Origin of the sequence: Paracoccus sediminilitoris, from assembly GCF_003259195.1 — a bacterium.
GTDB lineage: Bacteria > Pseudomonadota > Alphaproteobacteria > Rhodobacterales > Rhodobacteraceae > Paracoccus > Paracoccus sediminilitoris.
Window position 1 is genome coordinate 25864 of the sequence record NZ_QJPK01000023.1, and the last position, 26534, is coordinate 52397.

At 64.1% G+C, this 26534-nt stretch carries 29 protein-coding genes; 17 read left to right on the plus strand and 12 right to left on the minus strand.

What is annotated here, in order from left to right:
• Nucleotides 1-7: 7 nt before the first annotated feature.
• The 4 genes from rpsP to DKT70_RS14330 all read right to left on the minus strand — a co-directional run bounded on the left by rpsP (nucleotide 8) and on the right by DKT70_RS14330 (nucleotide 2968).
• On the minus strand, nucleotides 8-364 hold the full coding sequence (gene rpsP, locus DKT70_RS14315; RefSeq protein ID WP_072298494.1) for a 30S ribosomal protein S16: 357 nt from the start codon (nucleotides 362-364) through the stop codon (nucleotides 8-10).
• A gap of 34 nt (nucleotides 365-398) precedes the next feature.
• Nucleotides 399-704: a chorismate mutase gene (locus DKT70_RS14320; RefSeq protein WP_072298495.1), complete on the minus strand. Its 306-nt coding sequence runs from the start codon at nucleotides 702-704 to the stop codon at nucleotides 399-401.
• Between the two features lie 2 nt (nucleotides 705-706).
• Nucleotides 707-2203, minus strand: a complete 1497-nt coding sequence (gene ffh / locus DKT70_RS14325) for a signal recognition particle protein (protein ID WP_072298496.1) — start codon at nucleotides 2201-2203, stop codon at nucleotides 707-709.
• Between the two features lie 177 nt (nucleotides 2204-2380).
• On the minus strand, nucleotides 2381-2968 hold the full coding sequence (locus DKT70_RS14330; RefSeq protein ID WP_111559782.1) for an FMN-dependent NADH-azoreductase: 588 nt from the start codon (nucleotides 2966-2968) through the stop codon (nucleotides 2381-2383).
• Nucleotides 2969-3068: 100 nt separating this feature from the next.
• Here DKT70_RS14330 and DKT70_RS14335 point away from each other — a divergent pair, with 100 nt between their 5' ends.
• The 5 genes from DKT70_RS14335 (at nucleotide 3069) to DKT70_RS14355 (ending at nucleotide 6934) form a co-directional block, all read left to right on the plus strand.
• Nucleotides 3069-3917 carry a LysR family transcriptional regulator gene (locus DKT70_RS14335; RefSeq protein WP_111559783.1) on the plus strand — a complete coding sequence of 283 codons (849 nt, stop codon included), beginning with the start codon at nucleotides 3069-3071 and terminating at the stop codon, nucleotides 3915-3917.
• Nucleotides 3918-3971: 54 nt separating this feature from the next.
• Complete coding sequence (locus tag DKT70_RS14340; RefSeq protein ID WP_111559784.1) at nucleotides 3972-4544, plus strand: peroxidase-related enzyme; 573 nt, start codon at nucleotides 3972-3974, stop codon at nucleotides 4542-4544.
• The gene (locus DKT70_RS14345; RefSeq protein ID WP_233490594.1) at nucleotides 4541-5473 is read left to right on the plus strand and encodes a DMT family transporter; all 933 of its coding nucleotides are present in this window, start codon (nucleotides 4541-4543) and stop codon (nucleotides 5471-5473) included. The genes DKT70_RS14340 and DKT70_RS14345 overlap by 4 nt, the downstream gene beginning before the upstream one ends.
• A gap of 109 nt (nucleotides 5474-5582) precedes the next feature.
• A complete protein-coding gene (locus DKT70_RS14350) occupies nucleotides 5583-6353 on the plus strand; it encodes a division plane positioning ATPase MipZ (RefSeq protein WP_111559785.1) in 771 nt (256 codons plus the stop codon).
• A gap of 62 nt (nucleotides 6354-6415) precedes the next feature.
• Nucleotides 6416-6934 carry a type 1 glutamine amidotransferase domain-containing protein gene (locus DKT70_RS14355; RefSeq protein WP_111559786.1) on the plus strand — a complete coding sequence of 173 codons (519 nt, stop codon included), beginning with the start codon at nucleotides 6416-6418 and terminating at the stop codon, nucleotides 6932-6934.
• Between the two features lie 82 nt (nucleotides 6935-7016).
• Here the strand turns inward: DKT70_RS14355 and DKT70_RS14360 are convergent, their stop codons facing one another.
• The 8 genes from DKT70_RS14360 to DKT70_RS14395 all read right to left on the minus strand — a co-directional run bounded on the left by DKT70_RS14360 (nucleotide 7017) and on the right by DKT70_RS14395 (nucleotide 13511).
• Nucleotides 7017-7247 carry a hypothetical protein gene (locus DKT70_RS14360; protein WP_233490595.1) on the minus strand — a complete coding sequence of 77 codons (231 nt, stop codon included), beginning with the start codon at nucleotides 7245-7247 and terminating at the stop codon, nucleotides 7017-7019.
• A 154-nt stretch (nucleotides 7248-7401) separates the two neighbouring features.
• Nucleotides 7402-8739, minus strand: a complete 1338-nt coding sequence (locus DKT70_RS14365; protein ID WP_111559787.1) for a pyruvate dehydrogenase complex dihydrolipoamide acetyltransferase — start codon at nucleotides 8737-8739, stop codon at nucleotides 7402-7404.
• Between the two features lie 13 nt (nucleotides 8740-8752).
• Nucleotides 8753-10120 carry a pyruvate dehydrogenase complex E1 component subunit beta gene (locus DKT70_RS14370; protein WP_111559788.1) on the minus strand — a complete coding sequence of 456 codons (1368 nt, stop codon included), beginning with the start codon at nucleotides 10118-10120 and terminating at the stop codon, nucleotides 8753-8755.
• A gap of 14 nt (nucleotides 10121-10134) precedes the next feature.
• Complete coding sequence (gene pdhA, locus DKT70_RS14375; RefSeq protein ID WP_072298503.1) at nucleotides 10135-11169, minus strand: pyruvate dehydrogenase (acetyl-transferring) E1 component subunit alpha; 1035 nt, start codon at nucleotides 11167-11169, stop codon at nucleotides 10135-10137.
• Nucleotides 11170-11275: 106 nt separating this feature from the next.
• On the minus strand, nucleotides 11276-11569 hold the full coding sequence (locus tag DKT70_RS14380) for an FtsB family cell division protein (RefSeq protein WP_072298504.1): 294 nt from the start codon (nucleotides 11567-11569) through the stop codon (nucleotides 11276-11278).
• Between the two features lie 72 nt (nucleotides 11570-11641).
• Entirely contained in the window at nucleotides 11642-12421 is a 780-nt protein-coding gene (locus DKT70_RS14385; RefSeq protein ID WP_111559789.1) for a 23S rRNA (adenine(2030)-N(6))-methyltransferase RlmJ, read from the minus strand.
• Between the two features lie 39 nt (nucleotides 12422-12460).
• Nucleotides 12461-12676 carry a hypervirulence associated TUDOR domain-containing protein gene (locus tag DKT70_RS14390; protein WP_111559790.1) on the minus strand — a complete coding sequence of 72 codons (216 nt, stop codon included), beginning with the start codon at nucleotides 12674-12676 and terminating at the stop codon, nucleotides 12461-12463.
• 607 nt (nucleotides 12677-13283) lie between these two features.
• Complete coding sequence (locus DKT70_RS14395; RefSeq protein WP_199559612.1) at nucleotides 13284-13511, minus strand: DUF1127 domain-containing protein; 228 nt, start codon at nucleotides 13509-13511, stop codon at nucleotides 13284-13286.
• 337 nt (nucleotides 13512-13848) lie between these two features.
• On the opposite strand from DKT70_RS14395, the gene DKT70_RS14400 reads away from it, so the two are divergent.
• The 12 genes from DKT70_RS14400 (at nucleotide 13849) to rpsI (ending at nucleotide 26273) form a co-directional block, all read left to right on the plus strand.
• Nucleotides 13849-14934, plus strand: coding sequence for an Mrp/NBP35 family ATP-binding protein (locus tag DKT70_RS14400; protein ID WP_111559791.1), 1086 nt, complete (start codon nucleotides 13849-13851; stop codon nucleotides 14932-14934).
• A gap of 615 nt (nucleotides 14935-15549) precedes the next feature.
• Nucleotides 15550-16062, plus strand: a complete 513-nt coding sequence (locus DKT70_RS14405; RefSeq protein WP_158530064.1) for a division/cell wall cluster transcriptional repressor MraZ — start codon at nucleotides 15550-15552, stop codon at nucleotides 16060-16062.
• Nucleotides 16063-16066: 4 nt separating this feature from the next.
• Entirely contained in the window at nucleotides 16067-17035 is a 969-nt protein-coding gene (gene rsmH / locus DKT70_RS14410) for a 16S rRNA (cytosine(1402)-N(4))-methyltransferase RsmH (protein ID WP_111559793.1), read from the plus strand.
• Nucleotides 17035-17385, plus strand: coding sequence for a cell division protein FtsL (gene ftsL, locus DKT70_RS14415; protein WP_111559794.1), 351 nt, complete (start codon nucleotides 17035-17037; stop codon nucleotides 17383-17385). The genes rsmH and ftsL overlap by 1 nt, the downstream gene beginning before the upstream one ends.
• Nucleotides 17382-19214, plus strand: a complete 1833-nt coding sequence (locus tag DKT70_RS14420) for a peptidoglycan D,D-transpeptidase FtsI family protein (protein WP_111559795.1) — start codon at nucleotides 17382-17384, stop codon at nucleotides 19212-19214. Before ftsL ends, DKT70_RS14420 begins: the two co-directional genes overlap by 4 nt.
• A complete protein-coding gene (locus DKT70_RS14425; protein WP_199559613.1) occupies nucleotides 19211-20710 on the plus strand; it encodes a UDP-N-acetylmuramoyl-L-alanyl-D-glutamate--2,6-diaminopimelate ligase in 1500 nt (499 codons plus the stop codon). The genes DKT70_RS14420 and DKT70_RS14425 overlap by 4 nt, the downstream gene beginning before the upstream one ends.
• Nucleotides 20707-22077 carry a UDP-N-acetylmuramoyl-tripeptide--D-alanyl-D-alanine ligase gene (locus DKT70_RS14430; RefSeq protein WP_111559797.1) on the plus strand — a complete coding sequence of 457 codons (1371 nt, stop codon included), beginning with the start codon at nucleotides 20707-20709 and terminating at the stop codon, nucleotides 22075-22077. Before DKT70_RS14425 ends, DKT70_RS14430 begins: the two co-directional genes overlap by 4 nt.
• Nucleotides 22078-22081: 4 nt before the next feature.
• Nucleotides 22082-23164, plus strand: a complete 1083-nt coding sequence (gene mraY / locus DKT70_RS14435; protein ID WP_111559798.1) for a phospho-N-acetylmuramoyl-pentapeptide-transferase — start codon at nucleotides 22082-22084, stop codon at nucleotides 23162-23164.
• A 32-nt stretch (nucleotides 23165-23196) separates the two neighbouring features.
• Nucleotides 23197-24600 (plus strand): UDP-N-acetylmuramoyl-L-alanine--D-glutamate ligase, encoded by a 1404-nt coding sequence (gene murD, locus DKT70_RS14440; protein WP_111559799.1) that lies wholly within the window; start codon nucleotides 23197-23199, stop codon nucleotides 24598-24600.
• 144 nt (nucleotides 24601-24744) lie between these two features.
• On the plus strand, nucleotides 24745-25170 hold the full coding sequence (locus tag DKT70_RS14445; RefSeq protein WP_111559800.1) for a PaaI family thioesterase: 426 nt from the start codon (nucleotides 24745-24747) through the stop codon (nucleotides 25168-25170).
• 147 nt (nucleotides 25171-25317) lie between these two features.
• Nucleotides 25318-25782 carry a 50S ribosomal protein L13 gene (gene rplM / locus DKT70_RS14450; protein ID WP_072298516.1) on the plus strand — a complete coding sequence of 155 codons (465 nt, stop codon included), beginning with the start codon at nucleotides 25318-25320 and terminating at the stop codon, nucleotides 25780-25782.
• 2 nt (nucleotides 25783-25784) lie between these two features.
• On the plus strand, nucleotides 25785-26273 hold the full coding sequence (gene rpsI / locus DKT70_RS14455; RefSeq protein WP_072298517.1) for a 30S ribosomal protein S9: 489 nt from the start codon (nucleotides 25785-25787) through the stop codon (nucleotides 26271-26273).
• Nucleotides 26274-26534 lie beyond the last annotated feature (261 nt).

Consider the following 26534-nt stretch of genomic DNA (forward strand, 5'->3'; position numbering starts at 1 on the left):
GCAGAGATCACTCGGCTTCGGCCGGGGCAGCAGCCTTGGCGGCACGCTCTTCGGCGCGCTGCGTGGCTTTCTTGCCGGGGACGGCCTTCTTCATGTTCTTGCGCTCGGCCTTCTCCTTGACGCCTGCCGCTTCCAGGAAGCGTGCGACGCGGTCGGTCGGCTGTGCGCCCTGGCCCAGCCAGTACTGGATACGCTCGATATCCATCTTGACGCGGTCTTCGCTGTCTTTGGCCAGAAGCGGGTTATAGGTGCCCAGCTTTTCCAGGAAGCGACCGTCGCGCGGCATGCGCGAATCGGAAGCGACGATGGCATAGTGAGGGCGCTTTTTGCTGCCACCACGGGCAAGGCGGATCTTCATGGACATGGGTAGTCTCCTTGGAAAGTCGTGACGCGATGCGTCAGGGTTGCAGTCGTTCATGGTGCCGAATGACTTCGGCGATCACGAAATTCAGGAATTTGCGCGCGAATTCCGGGTTCAGATCGGCCTCGCGCGCGAGGCGTTCCAGCCGCTCGATCTGCTGCGCTTCGCGCGTCGGATCCGAGGGAGGAAGGTCGTGTTCGGCTTTCAGTTTGCCGACGGACTGGGTGTGCTTGAACCTTTCGGCAAGCGTATAGACCAGAATGGCGTCCAGGCGGTCGATGCTGGCGCGATGTTCGGCCAGGATCTCGGCGGCACGCAGGGCCTGTTCGGGGGTATCGGTCATGGTCATTTCTTGCCGAAAAGGCCGCCAAGGCCACTGGGCAGGCCGGCGCGGCCCAGCTGACCGCCAAGACCCTTGGGGTCCTGCAGCATCTTCTGGGCCTCGGCCATCTTGGCGGGGTCCATGTTGTCCATGTCGGGCAGGCCGCCGCCCTTGCCGGTCATGGCGCGCATGGCTTGCTTCATCATGCCGCCCTTGCCCATCTTGCCCAGCTTCTTCATCGTGTCGGCCATCTGCTTCTGCATCTTCAGCAGCTTGTTCAGCTCGGACACTTCAAGGCCCGCACCGGCGGCGATGCGCTTCTTGCGGCTGGCCTGCAGAAGGTCCGGATTGGCCCGTTCCTTCTTGGTCATCGAACTGATCAGCGCCAGTTGATGGCGGACCACCTTGTCGTCGAAACCGGCGGCCTCGGCCTGCTTGGCCATCTTGGCCATGCCCGGCATCATCGACATGACCGACTGCATGCCGCCCATCTTCTGCATCTGCTCCAGCTGGCCGCGCAGGTCGTTCATGTTGAACAGGCCCTTCTGGAAGCGCTTCATCATGCGTTCGGCCTGTTCGACCTCCAGCACCTGTTGCGCTTTTTCGACCAGGGCCACGATGTCGCCCATGCCGAGGATACGACCCGCGACGCGTTCGGCGTCGAAGGTTTCCAGCGCGTCCATCTTTTCGCCAAGGCCCACGAAGCGGATCGGCTTGCCGGTCACGGCACGCATCGACAGGGCCGCGCCGCCGCGACCGTCGCCGTCCATGCGGGTCAGGACGACGCCGCTGATGCCGACCTTGCCGTCGAATTCGGTCGCGACGTTCACCGCGTCCTGGCCGGTCAGGCCATCGACGACGAGGATCGTTTCGCGGGGCTGGGCGATATCGCGTACGGCCTGGACTTCATCCATCAACACTTCGTCGATATGCAGACGACCGGCAGTATCCAGCAGGAAGACATCATAGCCGCCCAGGGATGCCTGCGTCTTGGCGCGCTTGGCGATCTGGGGGGCGGTCTCGCCCTTGACGATGGGAAGCGTGTCGACGCCGATCTGCTGGCCCAGGATGGCCAGCTGCTCCATCGCCGCGGGGCGGTTGGTGTCCAGAGACGCCATCAGCACGCGCTTCTTCTCGCGGTCCTTCAGGCGCAGGGCCAGCTTGGCAGTCGTCGTCGTCTTGCCCGAACCCTGCAGACCGACCATCAGGATCGGGGCGGGCGGGTTGTCGATGCGCAGCGCGTCGGGTTCGCCTTCGCCCTGCAGCACCTTGATCAGTTCGTCATGGACGATCTTGACCACCTGCTGGCCGGGGCTAACCGATTTCGTGACAGACGCGCCGGTCGCCTTGGCGGTGACCGATTTCACGAAGCTGCGCGCGACCTGCAGGGACACGTCGGCCTCCAGCAGCGCGACGCGCACCTCGCGCATGGCGGCGGCGACGTCGTCTTCGGTCAAGGCACCCTGCTTGGTCAGCCGGTCGAAGACGCCGCCCAAACGGTCGGAAAGGTTCTCGAACATAGGCCGGGCCTCCTGCGGTCCAAATACGGTTTTGCCCCCGTGGGCGCGACGCGCTGACGGGGGGCGATCCCCGCATCTGACGGGGACCGGAAGGCTATCCTTCCGGGAATCTTGGGTCTGTTACAGAGAAACGGCCCCCAAGTCAACCTTGGGGGCCGTCTCCGATATCCGCGCCGATCAGGCGGCGATCTTGTCCATGTCTTCCTTGGCGCGGGCCAGGGACGCATCGCGGTCCATCATCAGGCGGTCGGCGGCCACGAAGGACACGTCCGTGATGCCCAGAAAGCCCAGCATGTGGCGCATGTAGTCCGAGGCGAAGTCCATCTCCGACCCGAAGGGCGTCCCGCCCGAGGCATAGGCCACGATGGCGCGCTTGTTCTTCAACAGACCCTCGGGGCCGTTTTCGGTGTAGCGGAAGCTGACCCCGGCGCGCGCGATCTGGTCCAGCCAGCTCTTCAGCGGTGCGGGCAGGGTGAAGTTGTAGATCGGCAGGCCGATGATCAGCGTGTCGGCCTCCTGCACCTCGCCCAGCAGGCTGTCGCTGTCCGAGATCCGGTCCTTCTGGGCGGCGGTCGGTTCGTCCACGCCCTTGCGCACGGATTCGTACCAGGTGTTGTCGATGGCCGGAACGCCCTTGTTCAGGTCGCGATAGGTGACGGTGGCATCGGGATTGGCCTGCTTCAGGCGATCTGCGATGTCGGCGGTCAGCTGGCGCGTCACCGAATCCGAACCGGTCACGGCGCTGTCGATATGGAGGATATGCATGGTCGGCTCCTTCAAGACGATTTTCTGTTGCCTTGGATCTATGGCTATGCACCTGCGAACGAAAGGCCCATAATCGCGCATCACCTGTGCAGGAGCGCACATGACCATCGAAAGTTGGGACGATATCCGCGTGGCGCTGGCCGTGGCGCGGACCGGCACCGTCAGCGGGGCGGCGGCCGATCTGGGCGTGCACCACGCCACCGTCATCCGCCGCATCGACGCGCTGGAGGCGGCGCTGCAGGCCCGCCTGTTCCAGCGCCACCCGCGCGGCTATGCCCTGACCGAGGCCGGGCGCACCCTGTTGGCGACCGCCGACGTGACCGACCAGCGCTTTGCGCAGATGGCCGCCCAGATCGCCGGCAGCGCGCAACGCATCGAGGGTGAGCTGATCGTCACCGTCCTGCCCGAGATGGCCAGCATGGTGATCCCGCGGCTGGCCGATCTGACGACCCGCCATCCCGACCTGCGCTTGACCTATCTGACCGATGCGCGTCTGTTCCGCCTGGCCACCGGAGAAGCGCATGTCGCGATCCGCGCTGGCTCGAAGCCCACCCAGCCCGATTATGTCGTCGTGCCGATGGGCCGCATCCACCACGCGCTTTTCGCCACGCAAGGCTATCTTGACCGGCACGGCCCCCTGACCCAGCTGCGCGACCACCGCTTTGCCCTGCCGGGCCCCGAGGCGCGGAACGCCCCCCTGATGCGCTGGCTGGAGGCGCGGCTGGAACCGCGCAATATCCTGCTGACCGCCAATGATCCGATGGCCCGTGAAATGGTGATCCGCCAGGGGCTGGCGATCGGTCCGTTGGCCCCCGATCGCGCCGAGGGCCTGGTCGAGGCGATGTCGCTGCCGGAATGGGACAGCACCCTGTGGATCGTCAGCCATGTGGACTTGCACCGCACGCCCAAGGTTCAGGCGGCGTTGACGGTCCTGCGCCGTCCCGCCTGAGGGGACTTTCGTTCGCGCACCCGCTGGGGCAGGCTGCGGCCCGAGGAGAATCCCATGACCCATCCCATCAGCCGCTTTGCCGTCCCTGATCTGAACAGCCTTCCCCAGGACATCCGCGACACCATTGCAAAGGTGTCGGAAAAATCGGGCTTCGTGCCCAATGTCTTTCTGGCCCTGGCGCATCGCCCGGCGGAATTCCGGGCCTTCTTTGCCTATCACGATGCGCTGATGGACAAGGATGACGGCCTGACCAAGGCCGAACGCGAAATGATCGTGGTGGCGACCAGCGGCCTGAACCGGTGCCAGTATTGCGTCGTGGCGCATGGGGCCATTCTGCGCATCAGGGCCAAAAACCCGCTAATCGCGGATCAGGTGGCCGTGAACTGGCGCAAGGCCGACCTGACCGACCGGCAGCGGGCCATGCTGCGCTATGCCGAGAAGGTCGCGCTTGCCGCGCAGGAGATCGAGGATGCCGACCATCAGGCGCTGGCGCAGGCGGGTTTCACCGCCGACGAGGTCTGGGACATCGGCGCCATCGCCGCCTTCTTCGGCATGTCGAACCGGCTGGTGAATGCGGGCGACATCCGCCCCAATGACGAATTCTACATGCTAGGCCGACAGGCATGAACGTCGCCGCCCCGCATGCCATCAGCGCCCGCATGGGTGCTGCCGATTGGGGCCAGCTTCTGCTGCTGTCGCTGATCTGGGGCGGGTCCTTTTTCCTGATCGGGGTGATCGTCGGACATCTGCCGGTGCTGAGCATCGTGGCCATCCGTGTGGCGGTGGCGGCCTTGGTCCTGTGGGCGATCGTGCTGGCCACGGGGCGTCACGTGCCGCGCGACACCGGACTGTGGGGGGCGTTTCTGGTGATGGGTGTGCTGAACAACGCGATCCCCTTCGGGCTGATCGTCTGGGCGCAGGCCTCGATCCCGGCGGGGCTGGCCTCGATCCTGAACGCGACGACGCCGTTGTTCACCGTGCTGGTCTCGACCTTGGTGCTGAGCGATGAGCGCGCCAGCCTGATGCGGCTGGCGGGGGTCGCCACGGGTCTGGGGGGCGTCGCCGTGATGATCGGGCTGGACCGCGCGTCGGGAATGGATCACGGCATCCTGCCGCAGGTCGCGATGCTGGGGGCGGCGATCAGCTATGCCTGCGCTGCGGCCTTTGGCAGGCAGTTCCGCAGGCGCGGGATCGATCCGGTGGTCACGGCAGCGGGGATGGTTACTGGGTCCAGCGTTGTGCTGTTGCCTCTGGCGCTGATGGTGGACGGCATGCCGCCCACTGATGTGCCGGGGCGGGTCTGGCTGTCGGTGCTGATCCTTGGGGCGCTGTGTACCGGGCTGGCCTATGTGCTGTTCTTCCGCATCCTGGGCCGGGCAGGGGCCACGAACATTTCGTTGGTCACCTTTCTGGTGCCGGTCTCGGCAATTCTGCTGGCCTGGTTGTTCCTGGGGGAAAGCCTGGGGGCCGTTCAGGTGCTGGGCATGGCTGTCATCGGGCTGGGGCTGGCGATGATCGACGGGCGCCTGAGCGCGCGGGCCGCCCCGCCCGCGTGACCGTATCACGACGTTGCGCAACCATTCGTGATGCGGTTGTGCGCGGTGACTTTCCTTCGCCCCGTCCGACAGTTAGGTTCGCGACAAGGGACAGGACAAGAGGCGACCAGTGGCGCATATCATCGTGGTCGGAAACGAAAAGGGCGGGTCGGGAAAATCGACCACCTCCATGCATGTGGCCACGGCATTGGCGCGCATGGGCCATACCGTCGGCGGCCTTGACTTGGACGTGCGCCAGCGCAGCTTTGGGCGCTATCTGGAAAACCGCAGCGCCTTCCGCGCCCGCGAAGGCATCGACCTGCCCATGCCCGTCTTGGCGCAGCTGGGCGAGGGGTCGGACCCGCTGACCCCCGCGCTGGAGCTGCTGGAAAAGCAATGCGATTTCATTCTGTTGGACTGTCCGGGTTCGCATACCAGGCTCAGCCAGATGGCGCATACGGTCGCGGATACGCTGATCACGCCGTTGAACGACAGCTTTGTCGATTTCGACCTGCTGGCCCGGATGTCGCCCGACGGAGAGGTCTTGGGCCCGTCGATCTATGCCGAGATGGTCTGGAACGCGCGCCAGATGCGGGGGCAGGCGGGGGCCGGACCCATCGACTGGCTGGTCCTGCGCAATCGCCTTGGGACGCAGCAGATGCACAACAAGCGCAAGGTCGGGGGGGCGCTGGCATCCCTCTCCAAGCGCATCGGATTTCGGGTCGCACCGGGTTTTTCCGAACGCGTCATCTTTCGCGAACTGTTCCCGCGCGGGCTGACCCTGCTGGACCTGAAGGATGTCGGGACCGAAACCCTGTCCATGTCCCATATCGCGGCGCGTCAGGAATTGCGCGACCTGATCACCGAGCTGAGACTGCCTGGCGTCACGATCACCTTCTAGGAACTGTGGCCCGCCCCTTCGCATTGACTGCCCAACAAGGCATGAGGCAAAGGAGACCGAACATGGCCAATATTCTGATCATGGCATCCGACGGGTTCGAGCAATCCGAACTGTTCGTTCCGCTGGAGCAATTAAAATCCGCCGGCCACGAGGTCCATATCGCCGCACCCAAGGTCGGCCCGATCAAGGCTTGGGACAAGGACGATTGGGGCAAGACCGTCGATGCCGACCTGGCCATCGCGGACCAGACCCCCGAAGGTTTCGACGCATTGGTCCTGCCGGGCGGCGTCATCAACCCCGACACATTGCGCGTTGATGACAAGGCCGTTGGCCTGATCAAGGCCTTTGCCGAAGCCGGAAAGCCGGTCGCGGCCATCTGCCACGCACCTTGGTTGCTGGTCGAAGCGGGCCTGGTCAAGGGTCGCAAGATGACCAGCTTCACCTCGATCCGCAGCGACATCCGCAATGCCGGGGCCGAGGTCGTCGATCAATCCGTGATCGAGGATCGCGGCGTCATCACCAGCCGCAATCCCGATGATCTGGATAACTTTGTCAAGGCGATCGTCAAGGCCGTGTCCTGATACGATAGTCCTGATGACATGAAAGGGGCCGCGCTTGATCGCCAAGCGCGGCCCTTCTTTTTTGGCAAAGCGAAGTGGGGCCCTACTGGCGGGCCACGCCTTCGCGCTTGCAATATGCGTCGGCCTCCGCCATCGACATGCCTGCCGGGGAATCCGTCGCCCGATCCCAATCGGTCAGCCCGGACGTGTAAAGCTGGCAGGTCACCGGCCCTTGGGGTGTGTCCACCATCACAGGCGGGGATTCGAAATTTCGGGGCGTACAGGCAGCCAACGCTGCAATTGCGATCAGGGCAAAAACGGGTTTCCGGATCATCACGATCCTCCTTTGTCGGATACCGATACCATTGACTGAAACCTGCCAGCCTGCGTGGGCGGGCAAACAAATGACACAGGCGGTAGGCTAGGTTGCCGTACCGCCTGTGTCGATCAGTGCATCGGTATAGAGAACCGGCTATCCGGATGGGTCGTCAGGCCAGCATGCCGATCGGGTTTTCCAGATGGGCGACGATCGCCTCCAGCAGCTGGGCCCCCATCGCTCCGTCGATCACGCGGTGGTCGACCGACAGCGTCATCGACATCACGTTGCGGATGACGACTTGGTCGCCTTCGACCACGGGGGTCTTGACGCCCGCGCCAACAGCCAGGATCGCGCCATGCGGCGGGTTGATGACGGCATCGAAATTTTCGATCCCGAACATGCCCAGGTTGCTGATTGCAAAGCTGCCGCCCTGGTATTCATGCGGGGCCAGCTTCTTGGACTTGGCGCGTCCTGCCAGATCCTTCATCTCGGCCGAGAGGGTGGACAGCGTCTTTTGATGCGCGTCCTTCAGGACCGGGGTGAACAGACCGCCATCGATGGCCACGGCGACGGCCACGTCCGAAGGCGTCAGTTTCAGGATGCGGTCGCCCGCCCAGACCGCATTCGCATCCGGAACCTGCTGCAGGGCCAAGGCCGATGCCTTGATGATGAAGTCGTTGACCGACAGCTTGACGCCGCGACCCTCCAGTTGCTTGTTCAGAGTGGCGCGGAACTCCATCAGCGCATCCAGCTTGGCCGAGCGGCGCAGATAGAAATGCGGGATGGTCTGCTTGGCCTCCGTCAGACGTGCGGCGATGGTGCGGCGCATGCCGTCCAGCTGAACCTCGGTCGTCTCGCGGTCGGCATACATCTTGATGACGGCATCGGTGGACAGACCCTTGGGGGCCTGTGCGGGGGCTGCCGCCGCGGGGGCTTGGGCTGCGGCAGGTGTGGCATCGGCCTTGGCAGGGGCTGCGCCCGGCTTGGCGTTCTCCACATCGGCCTTCACGATCCGACCGCGCGGGCCCGAGCCCTTGATGGCCGAAAGGTCCAGCCCCTTATTGGCCGCAATCCGCCGCGCCAGGGGCGAGGCGAAGATGCGGCCGCCGTCTTCGGCCTTGGGCGCAGGCGCCGCGGCCTTCGCGGGCGAGATGTCGCGATCCGCCTCGCCCTGCACTTCGCGCGGGGCTTCGGCGGGGGCGCTGTCGGCCTTGACATCCGACTTGGCATCCGCTTTCGGGGCCGAGATGTCATCGGCGGATTCGCCGTCCTCCAGCAGCACGGCAATGGCGGTGTTGACCGCCACGCCCGAGGTGCCTTCGGCGATCAGGATCTTGCCGATCTTGCCTTCGTCGACGGCCTCGAACTCCATCGTGGCCTTGTCGGTCTCGATCTCGGCGAGGATGTCGCCGGATTTGACCTCGTCGCCCTCTTTCACCAGCCATTTGGCCAGAGTGCCTTCCTCCATCGTGGGGGACAGCGCGGGCATCAGGATTTCCGTGGGCATCGCGTTGCCTCCCTTACTTGTAGGTGACTTTTTTCACGGCTTCGACGACCTCGGAGGGCGTGATCAGCGCGTGTTTTTCCAGGTTTGCGGCATAGGGCATCGGCACGTCCTTGCCGGTGCAGTTGATGACCGGCGCGTCCAGATAGTCGAACGCGTTCTCCATCAGCCACGCCGAGATGTGGTTGCCGATCGACCCGACGGGGAAGCCTTCCTCGACGGTGACGCAGCGGTTGGTCTTCTTGACCGATTCCAGGATCGAGCCGTAATCCAGCGGGCGCAGGGTCCGCAGGTCGATGACCTCGGCCTCGATGCCCTCTTCGGCCAGCTTGTCGGCGGCTTCCAGTGCGTGGGCCATGCCAATGCCAAAGCTGACGATGGTCACATCGTCACCCTTGCGGGCGATGCGGGCCTTGCCGAAGGGGATGGTGAAGTCCTCAAGGTCCGGGACCTCGAAGCTGCGGCCATAGAGGATCTCGTTTTCCAGGAAGATCACCGGGTTCGGATCGCGGATCGCCTGCTTCATCAGACCTTTGGCGTCGGCTGCCGAATAGGGCATCACGACCTTCAGGCCGGGAATGGCGGCGAACCATGCGGCGTAATCCTGGCTGTGCTGGGCACCCACGCGGGCGGCGGCGCCGTTCGGGCCGCGGAAGACCATCGGCGCACCCATCTGACCGCCCGACATGTAAAGCGTCTTTGCAGCCGAGTTGATGATGTGGTCCATCGCCTGCATGGCGAAGTTGAAGGTCATGAATTCCACGATCGGGCGCAGGCCGGCCAGCGCCGCCCCCGTGCCGATGCCGGCAAAGCCGATTTCGCTGATCGGGGTATCGACGACCCGGCGCGGACCGAACTTGTCCAGCAGGCCCTGACTGATCTTGTAGGCACCCTGGTATTCGCCGACCTCTTCGCCCATCAGGAAGACGGTCTCGTCGCGTTCCATTTCCTCCGCCATGGCCTCGCGCAGCGCCTCGCGCACGGTCATGGTCTTCATCTTGGTGCCCTCGGGCCAGTCGGGGCTGGTGTCGGGGGCAGGGGTCTTGACCTCTTCCACGGCCGAGGTAGTGGGCTTTTCGGCAGGCGCGGCTTCGGCGGGGGCTTCGGCTTCGGCCGGGGCCTCGATGTCGTCGGCGCTTTCGCCTTCCTCGATCAGGACGGCGATGGGCGTGTTGACCTTGACGCCCTGTTCGCCTTCCTGGACAAGGATCTTGCCCAGGATGCCTTCATCGACAGCCTCGAACTCCATCGTGGCCTTGTCGGTCTCGATCTCGGCCAGGATGTCGCCGGATTTGACCTCGTCGCCTTCCTTCTTCAGCCATTTCGCAAGCGTGCCTTCCTCCATCGTGGGGGACAGGGCAGGCATCAGGATTTCGGTAGCCATGTTACGTCACCCCCTCAGGCGTTTTCTTCGGCACTGCCCTGCGGCAGTTCGGTGGCATAGATGTCGGTCCAGAGCTCATCCAGGGCGGGCTCGGGGCTTTCCTTGGCGAACTCGGCGGAGTCGTTGACGACGTCCTTGATTTCCTTGTCCAGCGCCTTCAGCTCTTCCTCGGAGGCATGCTTGCCCTGCAGCAGCAGTTCGCGGATGTTCTCGATCGGATCGCGTTCGTCGCGCATCTTCTGGACTTCCTCGCGGGTCCGGTACTTGGCCGGGTCGGACATCGAGTGTCCGCGATAGCGATAGGTCATCACTTCCAGGATATAGGGGCCCTTGCCCGCACGGCAGTGGGCCACGGCCTTTTCGCCGGCTGCCTTCACCGCCATCACGTCCATGCCGTCGACCTGCTCACCCTCGATCCCGAAAGCCTGGCCTCGGCCGAACAGCGTCGTCGACTTGGTCGAGCGCTTGACGCTGGTGCCCATGGCATACTGGTTGTTCTCGATCACGAAGATGACCGGCAGGTCCCACTGGGCGGCCATGTTGTAGGTCTCGTAGACCTGGCCCTGGTTCGCGGCCCCGTCACCGAAATAGGTGAAGGTGACGTTGTCATTGCCCAGATACTTGTCAGCGAATGCCAGGCCCGCCCCAAGCGGCACCTGGGCCGCGACGATACCGTGGCCGCCATAGAAATGCTTTTCGCGGCTGAACATGTGCATGCTGCCGCCCTTGCCCTTGGAATAGCCGCCCTCGCGGCCGGTCAGCTCGGCCATGACGCCGCGGGCTTCCATGCCGCAGGCCAGCATGTGCCCATGGTCGCGATAGCTGGTGATCCGCTTGTCGCCTTCCTTGGCGCAGGCTTCCAGTCCCACGACCACGGCCTCCTGACCGATATAGAGGTGGCAGAACCCACCGATCAGGCCCATGCCGTAAAGCTGTCCGGCCTTTTCCTCGAATCGGCGGATCAACAGCATGTCCCGATAATATTGCAGCAGCTCGTCCTTCGATATGTTCGAAGGCGCCTCCGTCTGGGGGCTGGGTTTCCTGGCCATGCGGCGTATCCTCCTGGAGCGTGGTAGGGATAGTTCAGCGTTAAACTAATCCGTAACCCATCGGTTGCAGCCGTGCAATGCCGGTCAAAATCGCCCGCGACGCAGCTTAGCGCAGGATGATTTCATCCGAACGCAGCAGTCCCAGCACCTCGCGGGCACGTTCGTCCAGCAGGTCGATATCCAGATAATCGTCCGACAGGCGGTGGGTCAGGTTCTGGATCTGCTCGACCTCGGCCCGCAGGGCGTCACGCTGGCTTTCCAGTTCCGCGGTCTCGGCTTCGATCTGGATGCGGCGCAGGATGCCCGAGGGCCCCTGCACGGCCGCGAAGGCGAAATAGAGACCAAGCGCGCAGATGACGACAAGATAGACGGTCGCGCCGATCGACAGGCGTTGAGGCATGGGGTTGTTCCTTTTGGCACTGCGGATCATGCCACAGCGCAACCGGCGGGGGAATCCCCGTGATGCATCTTGTCAGGCGCGGCTGCGGAAGACCGCTTCCAGCCTGCGGGCTTCCTCGGTCAGGCCCCAAGGCGGGTTGATCACGAACATGCCGGACCCGATCATGGAATGGCCCGGACGCGCGGGCGGAAAGCCGACCTCGGACAGCAGGGCGTCGGGGAACTGGCTGGTCAGCTGCGCTGTCATCGCAAGATGCCGGTGATCCGTCAGGATCGGATACCATAGGGCGATGACGCCGACATTCCACTTGCGCGCCAAGAGGCCGATCTGGCGGGGGACGATGTCATACTCGGCCTTGATCTCATAGCTGGGGTCGATCAGCATCATGCCGCGCCGGGGGGTCGGCGGGCATTGCGCCTGCGCCATCTCGAACCCGTCACGGGCATGCAGGGTAGCAAAACCTGCCACCGCGCGCAGGGCCTGATGTTCCGCGGGGTGCAGTTCGGCCAGATGAATGCGGTCGTCGGGACGGATGAAATGGGCGGCAACCAGAGGTGAACCGGGATAGACATGGGCACCGCGCGACCGCCGAATTGCGGCCAAGGCATCCATCAGCGGATGGTCGTCGGGCAACCAGCCATCGGCGGTGGCGCGGGTTATGCCCGCTTTGGCCTCTCCGGTCTTCAAAGCTTCGGCCCCGGTCAGGTCATAGAGGCCTCGGCCGGCATGGGTTTCCAGATAGGACAGCGGCTTGTCCTTGCGGGCCAGGTATTCCATGGCCACCGCAAGCAGCGCGTGCTTGTGCAAATCGGCCAGATTCCCTGCGTGATAGGCGTGTTGATAACTGAGCATCAGCCACGCTTAGCGCCCTTCTGCGGGCGCGAAAAGACGTCAATCTGCGCGTTTCAATTCGGACCGGCTTTTCAGCACGCGGTCACCGTCATCCTGTTCGATCAGATAGGCGGGATCATCCTTGCTGGCCTTGCGGGTGACGGTGCTGCCCTTGATCTGGCGGCTGACGTCATCTTGGAAGATTTCGGTGATCTTGCCGGTCGCAGTGTGGCCGGACCAGTCCCATTCGACCTTGGTGCCCTTGCGCAGAATCATGATGCCTCCGGTTCGCATGTTCCAGATGGAAATGCGCGATCAGGTGCAGGGTTCCGCTGAAATGAAAATGCGGCGACCCCAGGGAGGAGGAGGGGGTCGCCGCGCAACGCTGGCCCAGGGAGGAGGAGGGGCCGCGTTTGGGGTGCGGTGTTGGCCAGGGAGGAGGAGGGCCTTCACCGCGAACACCGGGGCCTCAGGGAGGAGGAGGAGGAGACCCGGCGTATCTGATTGCCGCGAATGGGGCGGCTATGTCTGATGCGGCGACCCCAGGGAGGAGGAGGGGGTCGCCGCGCAACGCTGGCCCAGGGAGGAGGAGGGGCCGCGTTTGGGGTGCGGTGTTGGCCAGGGAGGAGGAGGGCCTTCACCGCGAACACCGGGGTCTCAGGGAGGAGGAGGAGACCCGGCGTATTTGGTTGCCGCGAATGGGGCGGCTATGTCTGGTGCGGCGACCTCAGGGGGGAGGAGGAGGTCGCCGCCTTCCGCGTGAAACCCGGGGAGGAGGATCGGGTTCCTGCGTAACTTTGGGCGACATCCCTCAGGGAGGAGGAGAAAGGGATGTCGCCAGTCCTGACCACAGGGAGGAGGAGGTGGCCAGGAATTCGAATTCTTACTGGGCCGAGCCGTATGCGGCTTCGCGTGCCAGGCGGGTGATCATGGTGCGGTTGATGCCCAGATCATCCAGATCGCGGGTCGTCAGCGCATTCAGTTCACGCACGGTCTGGCGGTAAACGGCGCGGCGGGCGCGGTTTTCCTGCATACGCTGGATCGCGGTCAGAAAACGGCCACGAAGACCGGTGTCAACGGTGACGTTCTGTGCTTGGGCGAAAACAGCCATGGTGGGTATCCTTTCGGTTCATCTCGTCTGCCGGACCCGGATTGGTACGGCGTTTCGTTGGGATGAAGATGGACCTTGGCGCCGCGATGCACAACGCACGGTTTGCGAATGCTGCCATGCAGCAAACGCATGACTATTCCTGACCTATCAGCTGCCTTGTCGATGATATGACGTCATAAAATTGAAACAATACATTCGTTAGCGGTCACGCTGCGACTGCAAAATCGCAGCAATTGAAAGCGGTTAGTGCATAGCGGGACCAGTTTGTCGCAGGGGGTGTTGAGGCGCTGGCTTCTGTGCTTCATGGTGTCCAGCAAACAAGACACAGGTTTTTCACATGCCCGTTTCCCGCGAAGCGATCCTTACGGCAATCTCGGATATTCCCCTTCCACAGGGGGGAACGCTGGGTGCGGCCGATATTGTCAGGGCCATTTCCATCGATGCGGGGACGGTGCGATTCGTCCTCGAGGTCGAAAATGCCGCCACCGCCAAGGCCTATGAACCCGTCGAGGTCGAGGCCAAGGCCCGCGTCGCCGCCCTGCCCGAGGTGACGGCCGTCCAGATCGTCATGACCGCCCCCGCCAAGCCCGCGCCCCCGAAGGCCGTGTCGGGCGATGCGCCTTCGCTGAAGATCGGCGGCCATCCCAAGCCGCAGGCGGGACCTCAGGCGATTCCCGGCGTTCGCAACATCATCGCCATCGGTTCGGGCAAGGGCGGTGTTGGCAAATCGACTGTCACCTCGAACCTTGCCGTGGCCTTGGCCCGCGCAGGTCGCAAGGTCGGACTGCTGGATGCAGACATCTATGGTCCGTCGCAGCCGCGGATGATGGGGTTGTCCGGTCGCCCCGCCAGTCCCGACGGCCAGCGGATCGAACCGCTGCATGCCCATGGCGTCACGGTTATGTCCATCGGTCTGATGTTGAAGGAGGGCGAGGCGCTGGTCTGGCGCGGCCCCATGCTGATGGGTGCTTTGCAGCAGTTGCTGCAGCAGGTGAACTGGGGCGAGCTGGATGTCCTGCTGATCGACCTGCCGCCGGGCACGGGGGATGTGCAGCTGAGCCTGTGTCAGAAGGCGCCCGTCACGGGGGCGATCATCGTGTCGACGCCGCAGGACGTGGCACTGTTGGATGCGCGCCGCGCCATCGACATGTTCGGCAAGCTGAAGACGCCCGTGCTGGGTCTGATCGAGAACATGTCTTCTTACATATGTCCCAGTTGCGGTCACGAGGCGCATCTGTTCGGCCATGGTGGTGTCGCCACCGAGGCGGAGACGTTGGGGCTGCCCTTCCTGGGCGAGCTGCCGCTGGAGCTGGAGGTGCGCCTGGCGGGCGACTCGGGGCGTCCGGTCGCCTTGGGCGAGGGAAAGGTGGCCGAAGCCTATGCCCGGCTTGCCGAGCGGCTGATCGAGGGTGGTATCGCCTGATTCCCACGGGAGGGGACGGGACGGTCGGGAATTCACGGGAGGTCGCGACATGCGGCCTCCCTTTTTCGTGATGTCCCGTGAGCAGTCGAGGAGATTTCGTCGAAAATTTCCGCAGTTCGCGCTTGATCAACTTTAAACTGTGCTGAAGCTGCCGCAGTTCGCCAAAAAACGCCCCGCTCAATAAATTTCCATATTTGGTGTTGTCCAAATGCAACTATACCATAAGTTGTGCAAAATTTTGGAATTGTGGCGATTCGATGCCGTATATGCAGGTTTTTGCATCGGCGGAATGCGATGCATGGCCCAATAATACCGTTGCTTCCCATGAATTCCCATGCCACAACCAGATCACGAAAACGGGCAGAGAAACGGGGCACCAAAGACCCCGTGAAGGCGAAGCAGACTTCATACAGGCATCCGTTTTCCAAATAGACCGGCCCGCGCGTGCGAGCAGCACCAACCCCAAGGTGGCGCGCGACAGGGCAGGCGACCAACCCCGCAAAGGGGCCCGGGTAACGGGAACGAGGGCGGCGGATCGGGCAGTGGCAGCAGCTCGGTCCGCCCTTTCTCTTTCGGAGGTCCGAAAGGGGCAGGACAGTGAGGGCGGACGCAAAGGTGGCGCGTAAGTTCAGAGGCACCGAAACCGTCAAGGTTGACAGCAAGGGTCGCATGTCGATTCCCGCGCGCCTCAGACGCGTCTTCGACGCCGGTGATCCCGGTTTCGCATCCGCTGCGAACGGCCGCACCCAGCTGGTCGCCGTCTATGGCCCCGATTGGTGGAACTGGCTGGAACTCTACAGCATCGAGGCCATCGAAGAGATCGACGAACAGATCGACCGACTGACCCGCGGCAGCCAGGAACGCCGCTGGCTGGAGCTGTTGATGAACGGACAATCCACCGACCTTGAGATCGACCGCGAAGGCCGCCTGGTGCTGCCTGCGAAGCTTCGCGAAAAGCTGGGCTTTTCCGAAGGGTCGGAAACGATCTTCGAATCGCGCGGGGATTACGTCCAGGTCTATGCGCCCGATTCCCGACCCAAGGATGTCGAGGCGCTTGAAGAATTCACCGCACAGCACGGAGCGGGCTTTGACCCCCGTGCATTCCTGCATCAATCCGAACAGGGGTAAGCCCATGGCCGATCCGCATATCCCCGTTCTTCTGAACCCGCTGCTGCGCGCTGTCGCGCCGGTCGGCGGCGTCTGGCTGGACGGCACCTTTGGCGCGGGGGGCTATGCCCGCGGTCTGCTGGCCGCCGGGGCCGACAAGGTCATCGGCGTTGACCGCGACCCTTCCGTCTTTGCGATGGCCGAGGGATGGCGCGGCGATCATGGCGACCGACTGCAGCTGGTCGAGGGCACGTTTTCCGACATGGACCGGCTGGCCGGCGAAAAGCTGGACGGGGTGGTCCTGGATCTGGGCGTCAGCTCGATGCAGCTGGATCAGGCCGATCGCGGCTTTTCCTTCATGCGCGACGGACCGCTGGACATGCGGATGGGGGGCGATGTGCCTTCGGCCGCCGATCTGCTGAACACCGCTGAAGAAAGCGTGATCGCCGATGTCCTTTATCATTACGGAGAGGAACGCGCCTCGCGCCGCATCGCCAAGGCGATCGTCGCGGCACGTCCGCTGACCCGCACCGCGCAATTGGCCGAAGTGGTCGCATCCTGCCTGCCGCGCCCGAAATTCGGGCAGAGCCATCCCGCGACGCGCAGCTTTCAGGCGATCCGCATCTGGGTGAATGACGAATTCGGCCAGCTGGTCGCGGGGCTTTCCGCGGCCGAACGCGCGCTGAAGCCCGGCGGGCAGCTGGCGGTCGTCAGCTTCCATTCGCTGGAGGACCGGATCGTCAAGCGCTTCCTGCAGGCGCGGTCCGATGCCGGCGGGGCGGGGAACCGCTATGCGCCGGTGACCGAGCTGGTGACGCCAGCCTTCACCATGCCCTTCCGCCGCGCCATCGGTCCCGACCCCGAGGAACTGGACGTGAACCCGCGTGCGCGCTCGGCGCTGTTGCGGGTGGGCGTGCGCACTGATGCCCCGGCGGGCGATGTCGATGCCAAGGCGCTGGCCATGCCGCGCCTGCCGGGCAAGGGGAAGGGCTGATGCGTTCGATCACCTATTTCGCCGGGATATTGGTGGTGATGGGTCTGGCCTTCTGGGCCTATCGCGAAAACTATGCCACTCAGGCCGCCATCGGAGAGATGGCGCAGGTCCAGCGCCAGATCGCATCCCTGCGCGAGGAACTGGGCGTCCTGCGCGCCGAATGGGCCTATCTGAACCGTCCTGAGCGCCTGCGCCAGCTGGTCGATCTGAACTTTGACCGCCTGCAACTGATCCCGGTCGAGACGGGGCAGTTCATCTCGCTCGACAATATCGATTATCCCAAACCGCCTCCTCCGGTCGATCCGCTGGTCGTTCTGGAAGGCATTGCAACCCCCGAGGTTCAGCCATGATCCGCACTCCCTTGCGTCCCTTGGCCCGCATCCTGCGCGCGCGCGAACGTGGCGAGGACCCCGACGATATCGAGGCCGAGAACAGGCGCCTGCGCCACGAGGCCCTGCAGGACCGTGCCCGCCGCCGCGCCGAGGGGCGGCTGATGCTGATGGCGGGATGTTTCCTGCTGGCCTTCGGAACGGTGGGCGTGCGGATGGGGGCCTTGGCTTCCAGCCAGCCGTCCGAGCCGCGCGCCCAGGTGCTGTCATCGCAGATCATGTCGCAGCGCGCCGACATCACCGACCGGCGTGGGCGCATTCTGGCGACGAACCTGCTGACGCATTCGATCTATGCCCATCCCCATCAGATGGTCGATCCGATCGCGGCGGCCGAAGGACTGGCCCGGATCTTTCCCGATCTGAAGCTGGAGCAGCTGAAGGAGGATTTCACCGGTAACCGCAAGTTCATGTGGATCAAGCGCAAGATCAGTCCCGAACAGATGCAGGCGGTCCATGATATCGGCGAACCCGGACTGCTGTTCGGCCCGCGCGAGATGCGCATCTATCCCAATGGCGATGTTGCGGGTCACATCCTGGGCGGATCGGGCTTTGGCAACGAAGGCGTGAACAGCGCCGAAGTGATCGGCATCGCCGGCGTCGAGAAGGCCTTCGATGCGTGGCTGCGCGACCCGGCCAATTCCGGCGCGCCGCTGTCGCTTTCCATCGACCTGACCCTGCAGCAGGCGATGGAGGAGGTGCTGGCCTCGGGCATGGACGTGATGAACGCCAAGGGCGCCGCAGGGGTGCTGATGGAGGTGGCCACCGGCGAAGTCCTGGCCATGGTCAGCCTGCCCGATTTCGATCCCAACGACCGCCCGCGCCCCTTGCTGACGGGGGACCCCTCGGACAGCCCGCTGTTCAACCGCGTGGTCCAGGGCCAGTACGAACTGGGGTCGACCTTCAAGATCTTCCCGATCGCGCAGGCGCTGGACCTGGGGCTGATCAATCCCTCGACCGGGATCAGCGGCAAGACGCCGATTCAAATCGGCAAGTTTCGCATCAACGACTTCCACAATTACGGCGACGTTCTGAGCGCGACGGACATCATCGTGAAATCCTCGAACGTGGGAACGGTGCGGGTCGCGCAGATGATCGGCGTCGACCGACAGAAGGATTTCCTGCAGAAGCTGGGTCTGTTCGATGCGACCCCGATCGAGCTGGTCGAAGCATCGACCGGCCAGCCACTGGTGCCAAAGCGCTGGCCCGCCGTGACCGCAGCCACCGTCAGTTTTGGCCACGGCCTAGCCGCCAGCCCACTTCATCTGGCCAGCGCCTATGCCACCATCGCCAATAACGGGCGTCGCGTGACGCCGACGCTGGTTCATGGCCGCAAGCGCCCCGAGGGCGAACAGATTCTGGCGCCGCGTTCAGCTGCCATGTCCATCGACATGCTGCGCCAGGTCGTGACCCGCGGGACCGCCCGACAGGCGGATGTCCCGGGCTATGAGGTCGCAGGCAAGACCGGCACCGCGGACAAGCCGCGACCCAGTGGCGGATATTACAAGAACAAGGTGATGGCGACCTTTGCCTCGACCTTCCCGGCCAGCGATCCGAAATACGTCCTGATCGTGTCCTTGGATGAACCGAGCGTCGAAACTACCTATGGCAGCGAAAGCCGCACGGCGGGCAACACTACCGTTCCCGTCGCGGCCGAGCTGATCCGTCGCATCGGCCCGCTTCTGGGTCTGTCGCCCAAGGGTGACGAAAATCTGCCGACGATCCGTGCCCGGTTCGAACCCCGTGTTGAACCCGAGGAACCGAGTGGGATAAAGCTCGTCGCAAATCAATGACGGGTGGGACTGTGAGCCAGGACAGAGTGACGCTTTCGCAACTGGGGTTGCGCGCACGCGATGGGCGCGATCCCGAAATCACCGGACTGTCGATCGACAGCCGCACGATCAAGCCGGGGCACCTGTTCGCGGCGCTGCCCGGATCGGCGGTCCACGGCGGCGAATTCATCCAATACGCCCTGCGCATGGAGGCCGCCGCCATCCTGACCGACCGCGAGGGCGCAAGCATCGCGGCGGACCTGCTGGCCGATTGGGATGGCGCATTGGTCGTGGCCGAGGACCCGCGCGCGGCCCTGGCCAGCGCCGCGTCGCTGTGGTTCCGCTGGCAGCCCGAACATCTGGTCGCGGTGACCGGCACGTCGGGCAAGACCAGCGTCGCCAGCTTTACCCGCCAGATCTGGCAGATGCTGGGCCATGGCGCGATCAGCCTGGGCACCATGGGGGTCGAAGGCGATTACAGCGCCAAGCTGGCCCATACCACGCCCGATCCGCTGACCCTGCACCGCGTGCTGGCCGAAGCCACCCGCGCAGGCGTCACCCATGCTGCGATGGAGGCATCCAGCCACGGTCTTGACCAGCGTCGTCTGGACGGGGTTCGCGTGCAGGCCGGGGCCTTCACGAATTTCAGCCAGGATCATCTGGATTACCACGCGGGCTTTGACGAATATTTCGCGGCCAAGGCATTGTTGTTCAATCACATCCTGCAGGACGGCGCGGCTGCGGTCATCAATATCGACAGCCCGCGCGGCCGCCAGATGCTGGACATCGCCACGGATCGCGGTCTGGCGGTCACGACGGTCGGCACCCATTCGGACGCCATGCTGCGCATCCTGGGCCAGCGCTATGACGCGACCGGGCAGGACCTGCGTTTTTCGGTGATGGGCCAGACGCATATGGTGCGGTTGGGCCTGATCGGCGGCTTTCAGGCGGAAAACGTGCTGGCGGCGATGGGCCTGTGCCTGGCCACGGGCGATGCGGCGGACGCGATCATCGCGACGCTGCCGCATCTGGCGACCGTGCGGGGGCGGATGCAACTGGCCGCGCAGCGTGAAAACGGCGCGGCGGTCTTTGTCGATTACGCCCACAAGCCCGGTGCGCTGATCGCGGCGCTGCAATCGCTGCGCCCGCATGTGATGGGTCGCATCGTCGTGGTGATGGGGGCGGGCGGCGATCGCGACACCGGCAAGCGGCCCCTGATGGGGCAGGCCGCACGCGACCATGCCGATGTGGTCATCGTGACCGACGACAATCCCCGGACCGAGGATCCGGCGCTGATCCGCGCCGCCGTGATGGCCGGTGCCGGCCCCGAGGCCACCGAGGTTCCCGACCGGGCCGAGGCGATCCTGCGCGGCGTCGATGCGCTGCAGCCGGGTGATGCACTGCTGATCGCGGGCAAGGGACACGAGACCGGCCAGATCGTCGGTCACGACGTCTATCCCTTCGATGATGCCGAACAGGCTTCGGTCGCGGTTGCCGCGTTGGACGGCCGGATATGAGCCTCTGGACAGCGGCAGAAGCCGCCGCCGCCACAGGCGGGCGGGCGCAGGGGGATTGGTCGGTGGACGGTGTGTCCATCGACACCCGTACTATCGCCAAGGGCGATCTGTTCGTGGCCTTGCAGGCGGCGCGCGACGGGCATGATTTCGTGGCGCAGGCCTTGGACAAGGGTGCCGGGGCCGCGATGGTCACCCATCGGCCCGAAGGCGTCGCGCCGGACGCGCCGCTGCTGATTGTGCCGGACGTGCTGGCCGCGCTGGAGGATCTGGGTCGCGCCGGACGCGCCCGCAGCCGGGCAAAGGTGATCGCGATCACCGGATCGGTCGGCAAGACCTCGACCAAGGACATGGCACGGGTTGCCTTGGCGGGACAGGGGCGCATTCATGCCGCCGAGGCCAGCTATAACAACCATTGGGGGGTGCCGCTGACCTTGGCGCGCATGCCCGCCGACACCGATTTCGCCATCATCGAGATCGGGATGAGCAATCCCGGCGAAATCGCGCCCCTGTCGCGCATGGCCCGCCCCCATGTGGCGATGATCACCACCGTCGCGCCCGCGCATCTGCAGGCCTTCGGCGCGATCGAAGGCATCGCCCGCGAAAAGGGGGCCATCTTCCAAGGGCTTCAGGCTGTCGGCACCGCCATTATCCCCGAAGATCTGGCGGTTACCCAGATCCTGCGGGATTGCGCCGACGAGGCGGGGGCGATCCTGGTGGGCTTTGGCGAACAGGGTGCTGCCAAGCTGATGCGGGCGCAGATCGTGGATGGCAAGCTGAACTGTCATGCCCGTATCCAGGGCGAAACCGTGATCTTTGCGCTGCCTACGACCGGCAGGCATTTCGCCATGAATGCGGTAGGGGTTCTGGCTGCGCTGGCGGCTGCGGGGGCCGACGTCAAGGCGGCTGCCAAGGCGATGGCCGATTGGCAGCCCCCCAAGGGACGTGGCGCGGTCGAGGATCTGGATGGTATCCGGCTGATCGACGATGCCTTCAACGCCAATCCGGCATCACTGGCAGCGGGTCTGGCCACGCTGGCGGGACTGACGGGCCAGCGACGCGTCGCCATCCTGGGCGACATGCTGGAGCTGGGTGCGGACGAGATTGCCATGCATCGCGACGTGGCCGGCGATCCGGCCATGGCGCAGGTTGACCTGGTGCATTGCGCAGGGCCGCTGATGCGGCATCTGCACGACGAATTGCCCGTGGCCAAGCGCGGCCTCTGGGCGCAAAACGCAACTGAATTGGCCGAAATGCTGCCGCAGCTGGTGCAAGCCGGGGATGTGGTGCTGGTCAAGGGATCGAAATCCTCGCGGATCTCGACGGTGGTCGACGCGCTGCGCGCGCGTGCCGCCCAAGAAAAGGAATAACGCCATGCTGTATTGGCTCAGCAACCTGTCCGAGGGGGGGGATTTCTTCAACCTCTTCCGCTATATCACCTTCCGGGCCGGGGCCGCGTTCTTTACCGCGCTGATCTTCGGTTTCATCTTCGGCAAGCCCCTGATCAGCTATCTGCGACGTGTCCAGAAGAAGGGCCAGCCGATCCGCGACGACGGTCCCGAAAGCCATCTGTCGAAGGCCGGCACCCCCACGATGGGCGGGCTGCTGATCCTGTCGGCGCTGATGTTCACCACGCTGCTTTGGGCACGGCTGGACAACGGCTATGTCTGGATCGTGCTGCTGGTGACGGCGGGCTTTGCCGGGATCGGCTTTGCCGACGACTATGCCAAGGTCTCGAAGCACAACACCAAGGGCGTCAGTTCGCGGGTCCGCATGGGGCTGGGCCTGCTGATCGCCGCGCTCGCCGCCGCCGCAGCCAGCTGGCTGCACCCGGCCGAGCTGTCCAACCAGCTGGCCCTGCCGATCTTCAAGGACGTTCTGATCAACATGTCTTTCCTGTTCATCCCCTTCGCGATGATCGTGATCGTGGGATCGGCCAATGCGGTCAATCTGACGGACGGGCTGGACGGTCTGGCCATCATGCCAGTGATGATTGCTGCCGGAACGCTTGGTGTCATCGCCTATACGGTCGGGCGTGTCGACTTCACCGAATATCTTGGCGTCCACCACGTCCCCGGATCGGGCGAGATCCTGATCTTCGTCGCTGCCCTCATCGGCGGAGGACTAGGCTTTCTGTGGTACAACGCCCCCCCGGCGGCGGTCTTCATGGGCGACACGGGTAGTCTTGCCTTGGGCGGCGCCCTTGGTGCCATCGCTGTCGTCACCAAGCACGAGATCGTCCTGGCCATCGTCGGCGGCCTGTTCGTCGTCGAGGCGCTGAGCGTCATCATTCAGGTCCTCTATTTCAAGAAGACCGGCAAGCGCGTCTTCCTGATGGCCCCCATCCACCACCACTTCGAAAAGAAGGGGTGGGGCGAGGCGCAGATCGTCATCCGTTTCTGGATCATCTCTTTGATCCTTGCGCTGATCGGTCTGGCGACGCTTAAGCTGCGCTAGGTTGCGACAATTTGCGGTACAGGTAAGACAGCATGATTCCCGTTGAAGACGTTGAAGGCCAGACCATCGCGGTGTTGGGCCTGGGCCGCTCCGGCAAGGCGACGGCTGCGGCCCTTGCGGCCGGCGGTGCGCAGGTCGTCGCATGGGATGACGGGGTCGATACCCGCCAGGCCGCGCAGGATGCGGGTTTGCGGATCCTGGATCTGACGCGCGACGACAGCTGGCACGGCGTGACCGCACTGATCGTCAGTCCCGGGATCCCGCATCTTTACCCCGCGCCGCATCCGGTGATCGAAAAGGCCTATCGCCTTGGCATCCCGGTGGACAATGATATCGGGCTGTTCTTTCGCAGCTATGCCACCGCCGATTGGGACAGTTTCGATCGCGCGCCACGCGTGATCGCGGTGACCGGATCGAACGGCAAGTCGACAACCACCGCGCTGATCCATCATATCCTGCAGGAATGCGGGCGGCCCACCCAGATGGGCGGCAATATCGGGACGGGCGTCCTGTCGTTGGAGCCTGCAACGGATGGAGAGGTCGTGGTGCTGGAACTGTCCAGCTATCAGACCGACCTGGCGCGGGCGCTGACGCCGGATGTGGCGGTCTTCACCAACCTGTCGCCGGATCACCTGGATCGGCACAGCGGTCATGGCGGCTATTTCGCGGCCAAGCGCCGGCTGTTCGCCGAAGGCGGGCCGGATCGGGCCGTGATCGGCGTCGATGAGCCCGAGGGGCTTTACCTGGCGGGGCAGCTGGCCGTCGGGCCGACCGATGACCGGGTGATCCGCATTTCTTCGGGGCAGAAGCTGGAGCAGGGGGCTTGGACGGTCTTTGCGCGCAAGGGGTTCCTGTCGGAATACCGCAAGGGACGGCAGGCGGCCTCGATTGACCTGCGCCAGATCCAGGGGTTGCCCGGCGCTCATAACCATCAGAATGCCTGTGCCGCCTATGCCGCCTGTCGTGCCGTGGGGCTGGCGCCGCGCCAGATCGAGGCGGCGCTGCACAGCTTTACCGGGCTGCCCCATCGCAGCCAGACCGTCGCCGAGATCAACGGCGTGCGTTACGTCAATGACAGCAAGGCCACAAATGTCGATGCGGCGGCAAAGGCGTTGCAGGCCTTCAGCCAGATCCGCTGGATCGCCGGGGGTCTGGGCAAGGAAGGGGGCATCAGCGCGTTGGCGCCCCATCTTGGCAATGTCGCCAAGGCCTATCTGATCGGTCATTCGGCCCGCGATTTCGCGCTGGAGATCGGCAAGACCCCGCATGAGATCTGCGAGACGATGGCACAGGCCGTGGCCCGTGCCTCCGCCGAGGCAGAGGCTGGGGACACCGTCCTGCTGGCCCCTGCGGCTGCCAGCTTTGACCAGTACCCCAATTTCGAGAAACGCGGCGAGGATTTCGTCCAGCTGGTCCTGGCCCTGCAGGACTCCTGAGACCCGAACAGGCCAAGGGGATCAGTTCATGCCTGGGATCCCGTATGGGCAGGGGAACGGTCATGGACTGCCTTGGCGACCAGACCGTCTTGCATTCCCTTACTGATTGACGACAGCGTGGGTGCAAGGATGTGAGGGGGAAGCATGACGATTGTCATGGATGCGGCGGCACTGAACGCTTTTCTGGAAACAGAATTTCCCCAAGTGGCGGGGGATTATATTGTCGATGCGCTGAGCGAGGATGGTCTGGTGGCGCGGCTGCGCGTAGGGCAGGGCCATCTGCGTCCGGGCGGAACGGTCAGCGGTCCGTCGATGTTCGCGCTGGCGGATCTGGCGGTCTATTGCGCGATTCTGTCGCGGATCGGGCCGGTGGGGTTGGCGGTGACGACGAATGCCTCGATCGATTTCATGCGCAAGCCCGTGGCCGGGGTCGATATGCTGGCGGAATGCCGCATCCTGAAACTGGGGCGCGTTCTGGCGGTGGCCGATGTCCTGATCCGATCGGAAGGCATGACCGAGCCTGCGGCGCGTTGTTCGATGACCTATTCGATTCCGCCGAAACAGCGATGACCGGGCATGCGAAGTGGGGTATTTTGTTACCTATATTTCAAGTCACTGTTTTTGATGGAAATATTGGCGCATGTCGGGCTTGACGGAAGGGGCGCAATCTTCGATACACCCCCATCTCGAATGATTACGACCCTGAAGGGACGACAGATGAAAACCTTTACCGCAAAACCGGCGGATATCGAGAAGAAGTGGATCCTGATCGACGCCGAAGGCGTCGTTCTGGGCCGTCTTGCTACGATCGTCGCCAACCGCCTGCGGGGCAAGCACAAGCCCAGCTACACGCCGCACATGGATATGGGCGACAATGTCATCATCATCAACGCCGACAAGGTGCAGATGACCGGCAAGAAGCGTGACGACAAGAAATACTTCTGGCACACCGGCCACCCGGGCGGCATCAAGCACCGCACCGCACGCCAGATCCTGGAAGGCGCCCACCCCGAGCGCGTGGTGATCAAGGCCGTCGAGCGTATGATCAGCCGCAACAAGCTGGGCAAGCAGCAGATGACCCATCTGCGTGTCTATGCCGGCGCCGAGCATGGTCACGAAGCACAGCAGCCCGAAGTTCTGGACGTCAAGGTCCTGAACCCCAAAAACACCCGGAGCGCATGAGCATGGCCGAAGACATCAAAACCTTGGACGACCTGAAGTCGGCCGTCACCGGCACCTCGGCTGATGCAGCCACCGCCGTTGTCCACGAAGCGCAGATCGACGACCTTGGTCGTTCCTATGCGACCGGCAAGCGTAAAGACGCAGTTGCTCGGGTCTGGGTCAAGCCGGGCTCCGGCAAGGTCACCGTGAACGGCAAGGACATCAACGCTTATTTCGCGCGTCCCGTTCTGCAGATGATCCTGCGTCAGCCCTTCGACGTCGCAGGCGTTGCCGGGCAGTACGACGTGACCGCAACCGTCAAGGGCGGCGGTCTGTCGGGCCAAGCCGGTGCCGTCAAGCACGGCATCAGCCAGGCACTGCAGCTGCACCAGCCCGCCCTGCGCGCAGCGCTGAAGGCAGCAGGCTTCCTGACCCGCGACAGCCGCGTGGTCGAGCGTAAGAAGTATGGCCGTGCCAAGGCACGCCGCAGCTTCCAGTTCTCGAAGCGCTGATTCTTCAACGATCTTTGATGTGTTTTGCGAAAGCGCGGCCTGTTCGGGTCGCGCTTTTTGCGTTTCGGTTGATCGGATTCCCATTTGATCACGTCTGTAGGGAGGAAGGCCGAGTTTTTCGAATGCCTGAAATAACGTTGTTTGCTGGCGTTTTGGCGTTTTTCTCAGAAAAGATGTAACAACGGTGAATTTTGTGCTTGCGTCTGTTTGTTGGTTTGCCTAAACACCGCTTCACCGAAGGCGGGAACGTTGGAGGGGCCG

Coding starts and splice junctions, on each gene's coding strand:
- rpsP (WP_072298494.1), bottom strand. CDS start 364: ATGTCCATGAAGATCCGCCTTGCCCGTGGTGGCAGCAAAAAGCGCCCT.
- DKT70_RS14320 (WP_072298495.1), bottom strand. CDS start 704: ATGACCGATACCCCCGAACAGGCCCTGCGTGCCGCCGAGATCCTGGCC.
- ffh (WP_072298496.1), bottom strand. CDS start 2,203: ATGTTCGAGAACCTTTCCGACCGTTTGGGCGGCGTCTTCGACCGGCTG.
- DKT70_RS14330 (WP_111559782.1), bottom strand. CDS start 2,968: ATGCATATCCTCCATATCGACAGCGCCGTGACCGGTTCGGATTCGGTG.
- DKT70_RS14335 (WP_111559783.1), top strand. CDS start 3,069: ATGACCATCGAAAGTTGGGACGATATCCGCGTGGCGCTGGCCGTGGCG.
- DKT70_RS14340 (WP_111559784.1), top strand. CDS start 3,972: ATGACCCATCCCATCAGCCGCTTTGCCGTCCCTGATCTGAACAGCCTT.
- DKT70_RS14345 (WP_233490594.1), top strand. CDS start 4,541: ATGAACGTCGCCGCCCCGCATGCCATCAGCGCCCGCATGGGTGCTGCC.
- DKT70_RS14355 (WP_111559786.1), top strand. CDS start 6,416: ATGGCCAATATTCTGATCATGGCATCCGACGGGTTCGAGCAATCCGAA.
- DKT70_RS14360 (WP_233490595.1), bottom strand. CDS start 7,247: ATGATCCGGAAACCCGTTTTTGCCCTGATCGCAATTGCAGCGTTGGCT.
- DKT70_RS14365 (WP_111559787.1), bottom strand. CDS start 8,739: ATGCCCACGGAAATCCTGATGCCCGCGCTGTCCCCCACGATGGAGGAA.
- DKT70_RS14370 (WP_111559788.1), bottom strand. CDS start 10,120: ATGGCTACCGAAATCCTGATGCCTGCCCTGTCCCCCACGATGGAGGAA.
- pdhA (WP_072298503.1), bottom strand. CDS start 11,169: ATGGCCAGGAAACCCAGCCCCCAGACGGAGGCGCCTTCGAACATATCG.
- DKT70_RS14380 (WP_072298504.1), bottom strand. CDS start 11,569: ATGCCTCAACGCCTGTCGATCGGCGCGACCGTCTATCTTGTCGTCATC.
- DKT70_RS14385 (WP_111559789.1), bottom strand. CDS start 12,421: ATGCTCAGTTATCAACACGCCTATCACGCAGGGAATCTGGCCGATTTG.
- DKT70_RS14390 (WP_111559790.1), bottom strand. CDS start 12,676: ATGATTCTGCGCAAGGGCACCAAGGTCGAATGGGACTGGTCCGGCCAC.
- DKT70_RS14395 (WP_199559612.1), bottom strand. CDS start 13,511: ATGGCTGTTTTCGCCCAAGCACAGAACGTCACCGTTGACACCGGTCTT.
- DKT70_RS14400 (WP_111559791.1), top strand. CDS start 13,849: ATGCCCGTTTCCCGCGAAGCGATCCTTACGGCAATCTCGGATATTCCC.
- rsmH (WP_111559793.1), top strand. CDS start 16,067: ATGGCCGATCCGCATATCCCCGTTCTTCTGAACCCGCTGCTGCGCGCT.
- ftsL (WP_111559794.1), top strand. CDS start 17,035: ATGCGTTCGATCACCTATTTCGCCGGGATATTGGTGGTGATGGGTCTG.
- DKT70_RS14420 (WP_111559795.1), top strand. CDS start 17,382: ATGATCCGCACTCCCTTGCGTCCCTTGGCCCGCATCCTGCGCGCGCGC.
- DKT70_RS14425 (WP_199559613.1), top strand. CDS start 19,211: ATGACGGGTGGGACTGTGAGCCAGGACAGAGTGACGCTTTCGCAACTG.
- DKT70_RS14430 (WP_111559797.1), top strand. CDS start 20,707: ATGAGCCTCTGGACAGCGGCAGAAGCCGCCGCCGCCACAGGCGGGCGG.
- mraY (WP_111559798.1), top strand. CDS start 22,082: ATGCTGTATTGGCTCAGCAACCTGTCCGAGGGGGGGGATTTCTTCAAC.
- murD (WP_111559799.1), top strand. CDS start 23,197: ATGATTCCCGTTGAAGACGTTGAAGGCCAGACCATCGCGGTGTTGGGC.
- DKT70_RS14445 (WP_111559800.1), top strand. CDS start 24,745: ATGACGATTGTCATGGATGCGGCGGCACTGAACGCTTTTCTGGAAACA.
- rplM (WP_072298516.1), top strand. CDS start 25,318: ATGAAAACCTTTACCGCAAAACCGGCGGATATCGAGAAGAAGTGGATC.
- rpsI (WP_072298517.1), top strand. CDS start 25,785: ATGGCCGAAGACATCAAAACCTTGGACGACCTGAAGTCGGCCGTCACC.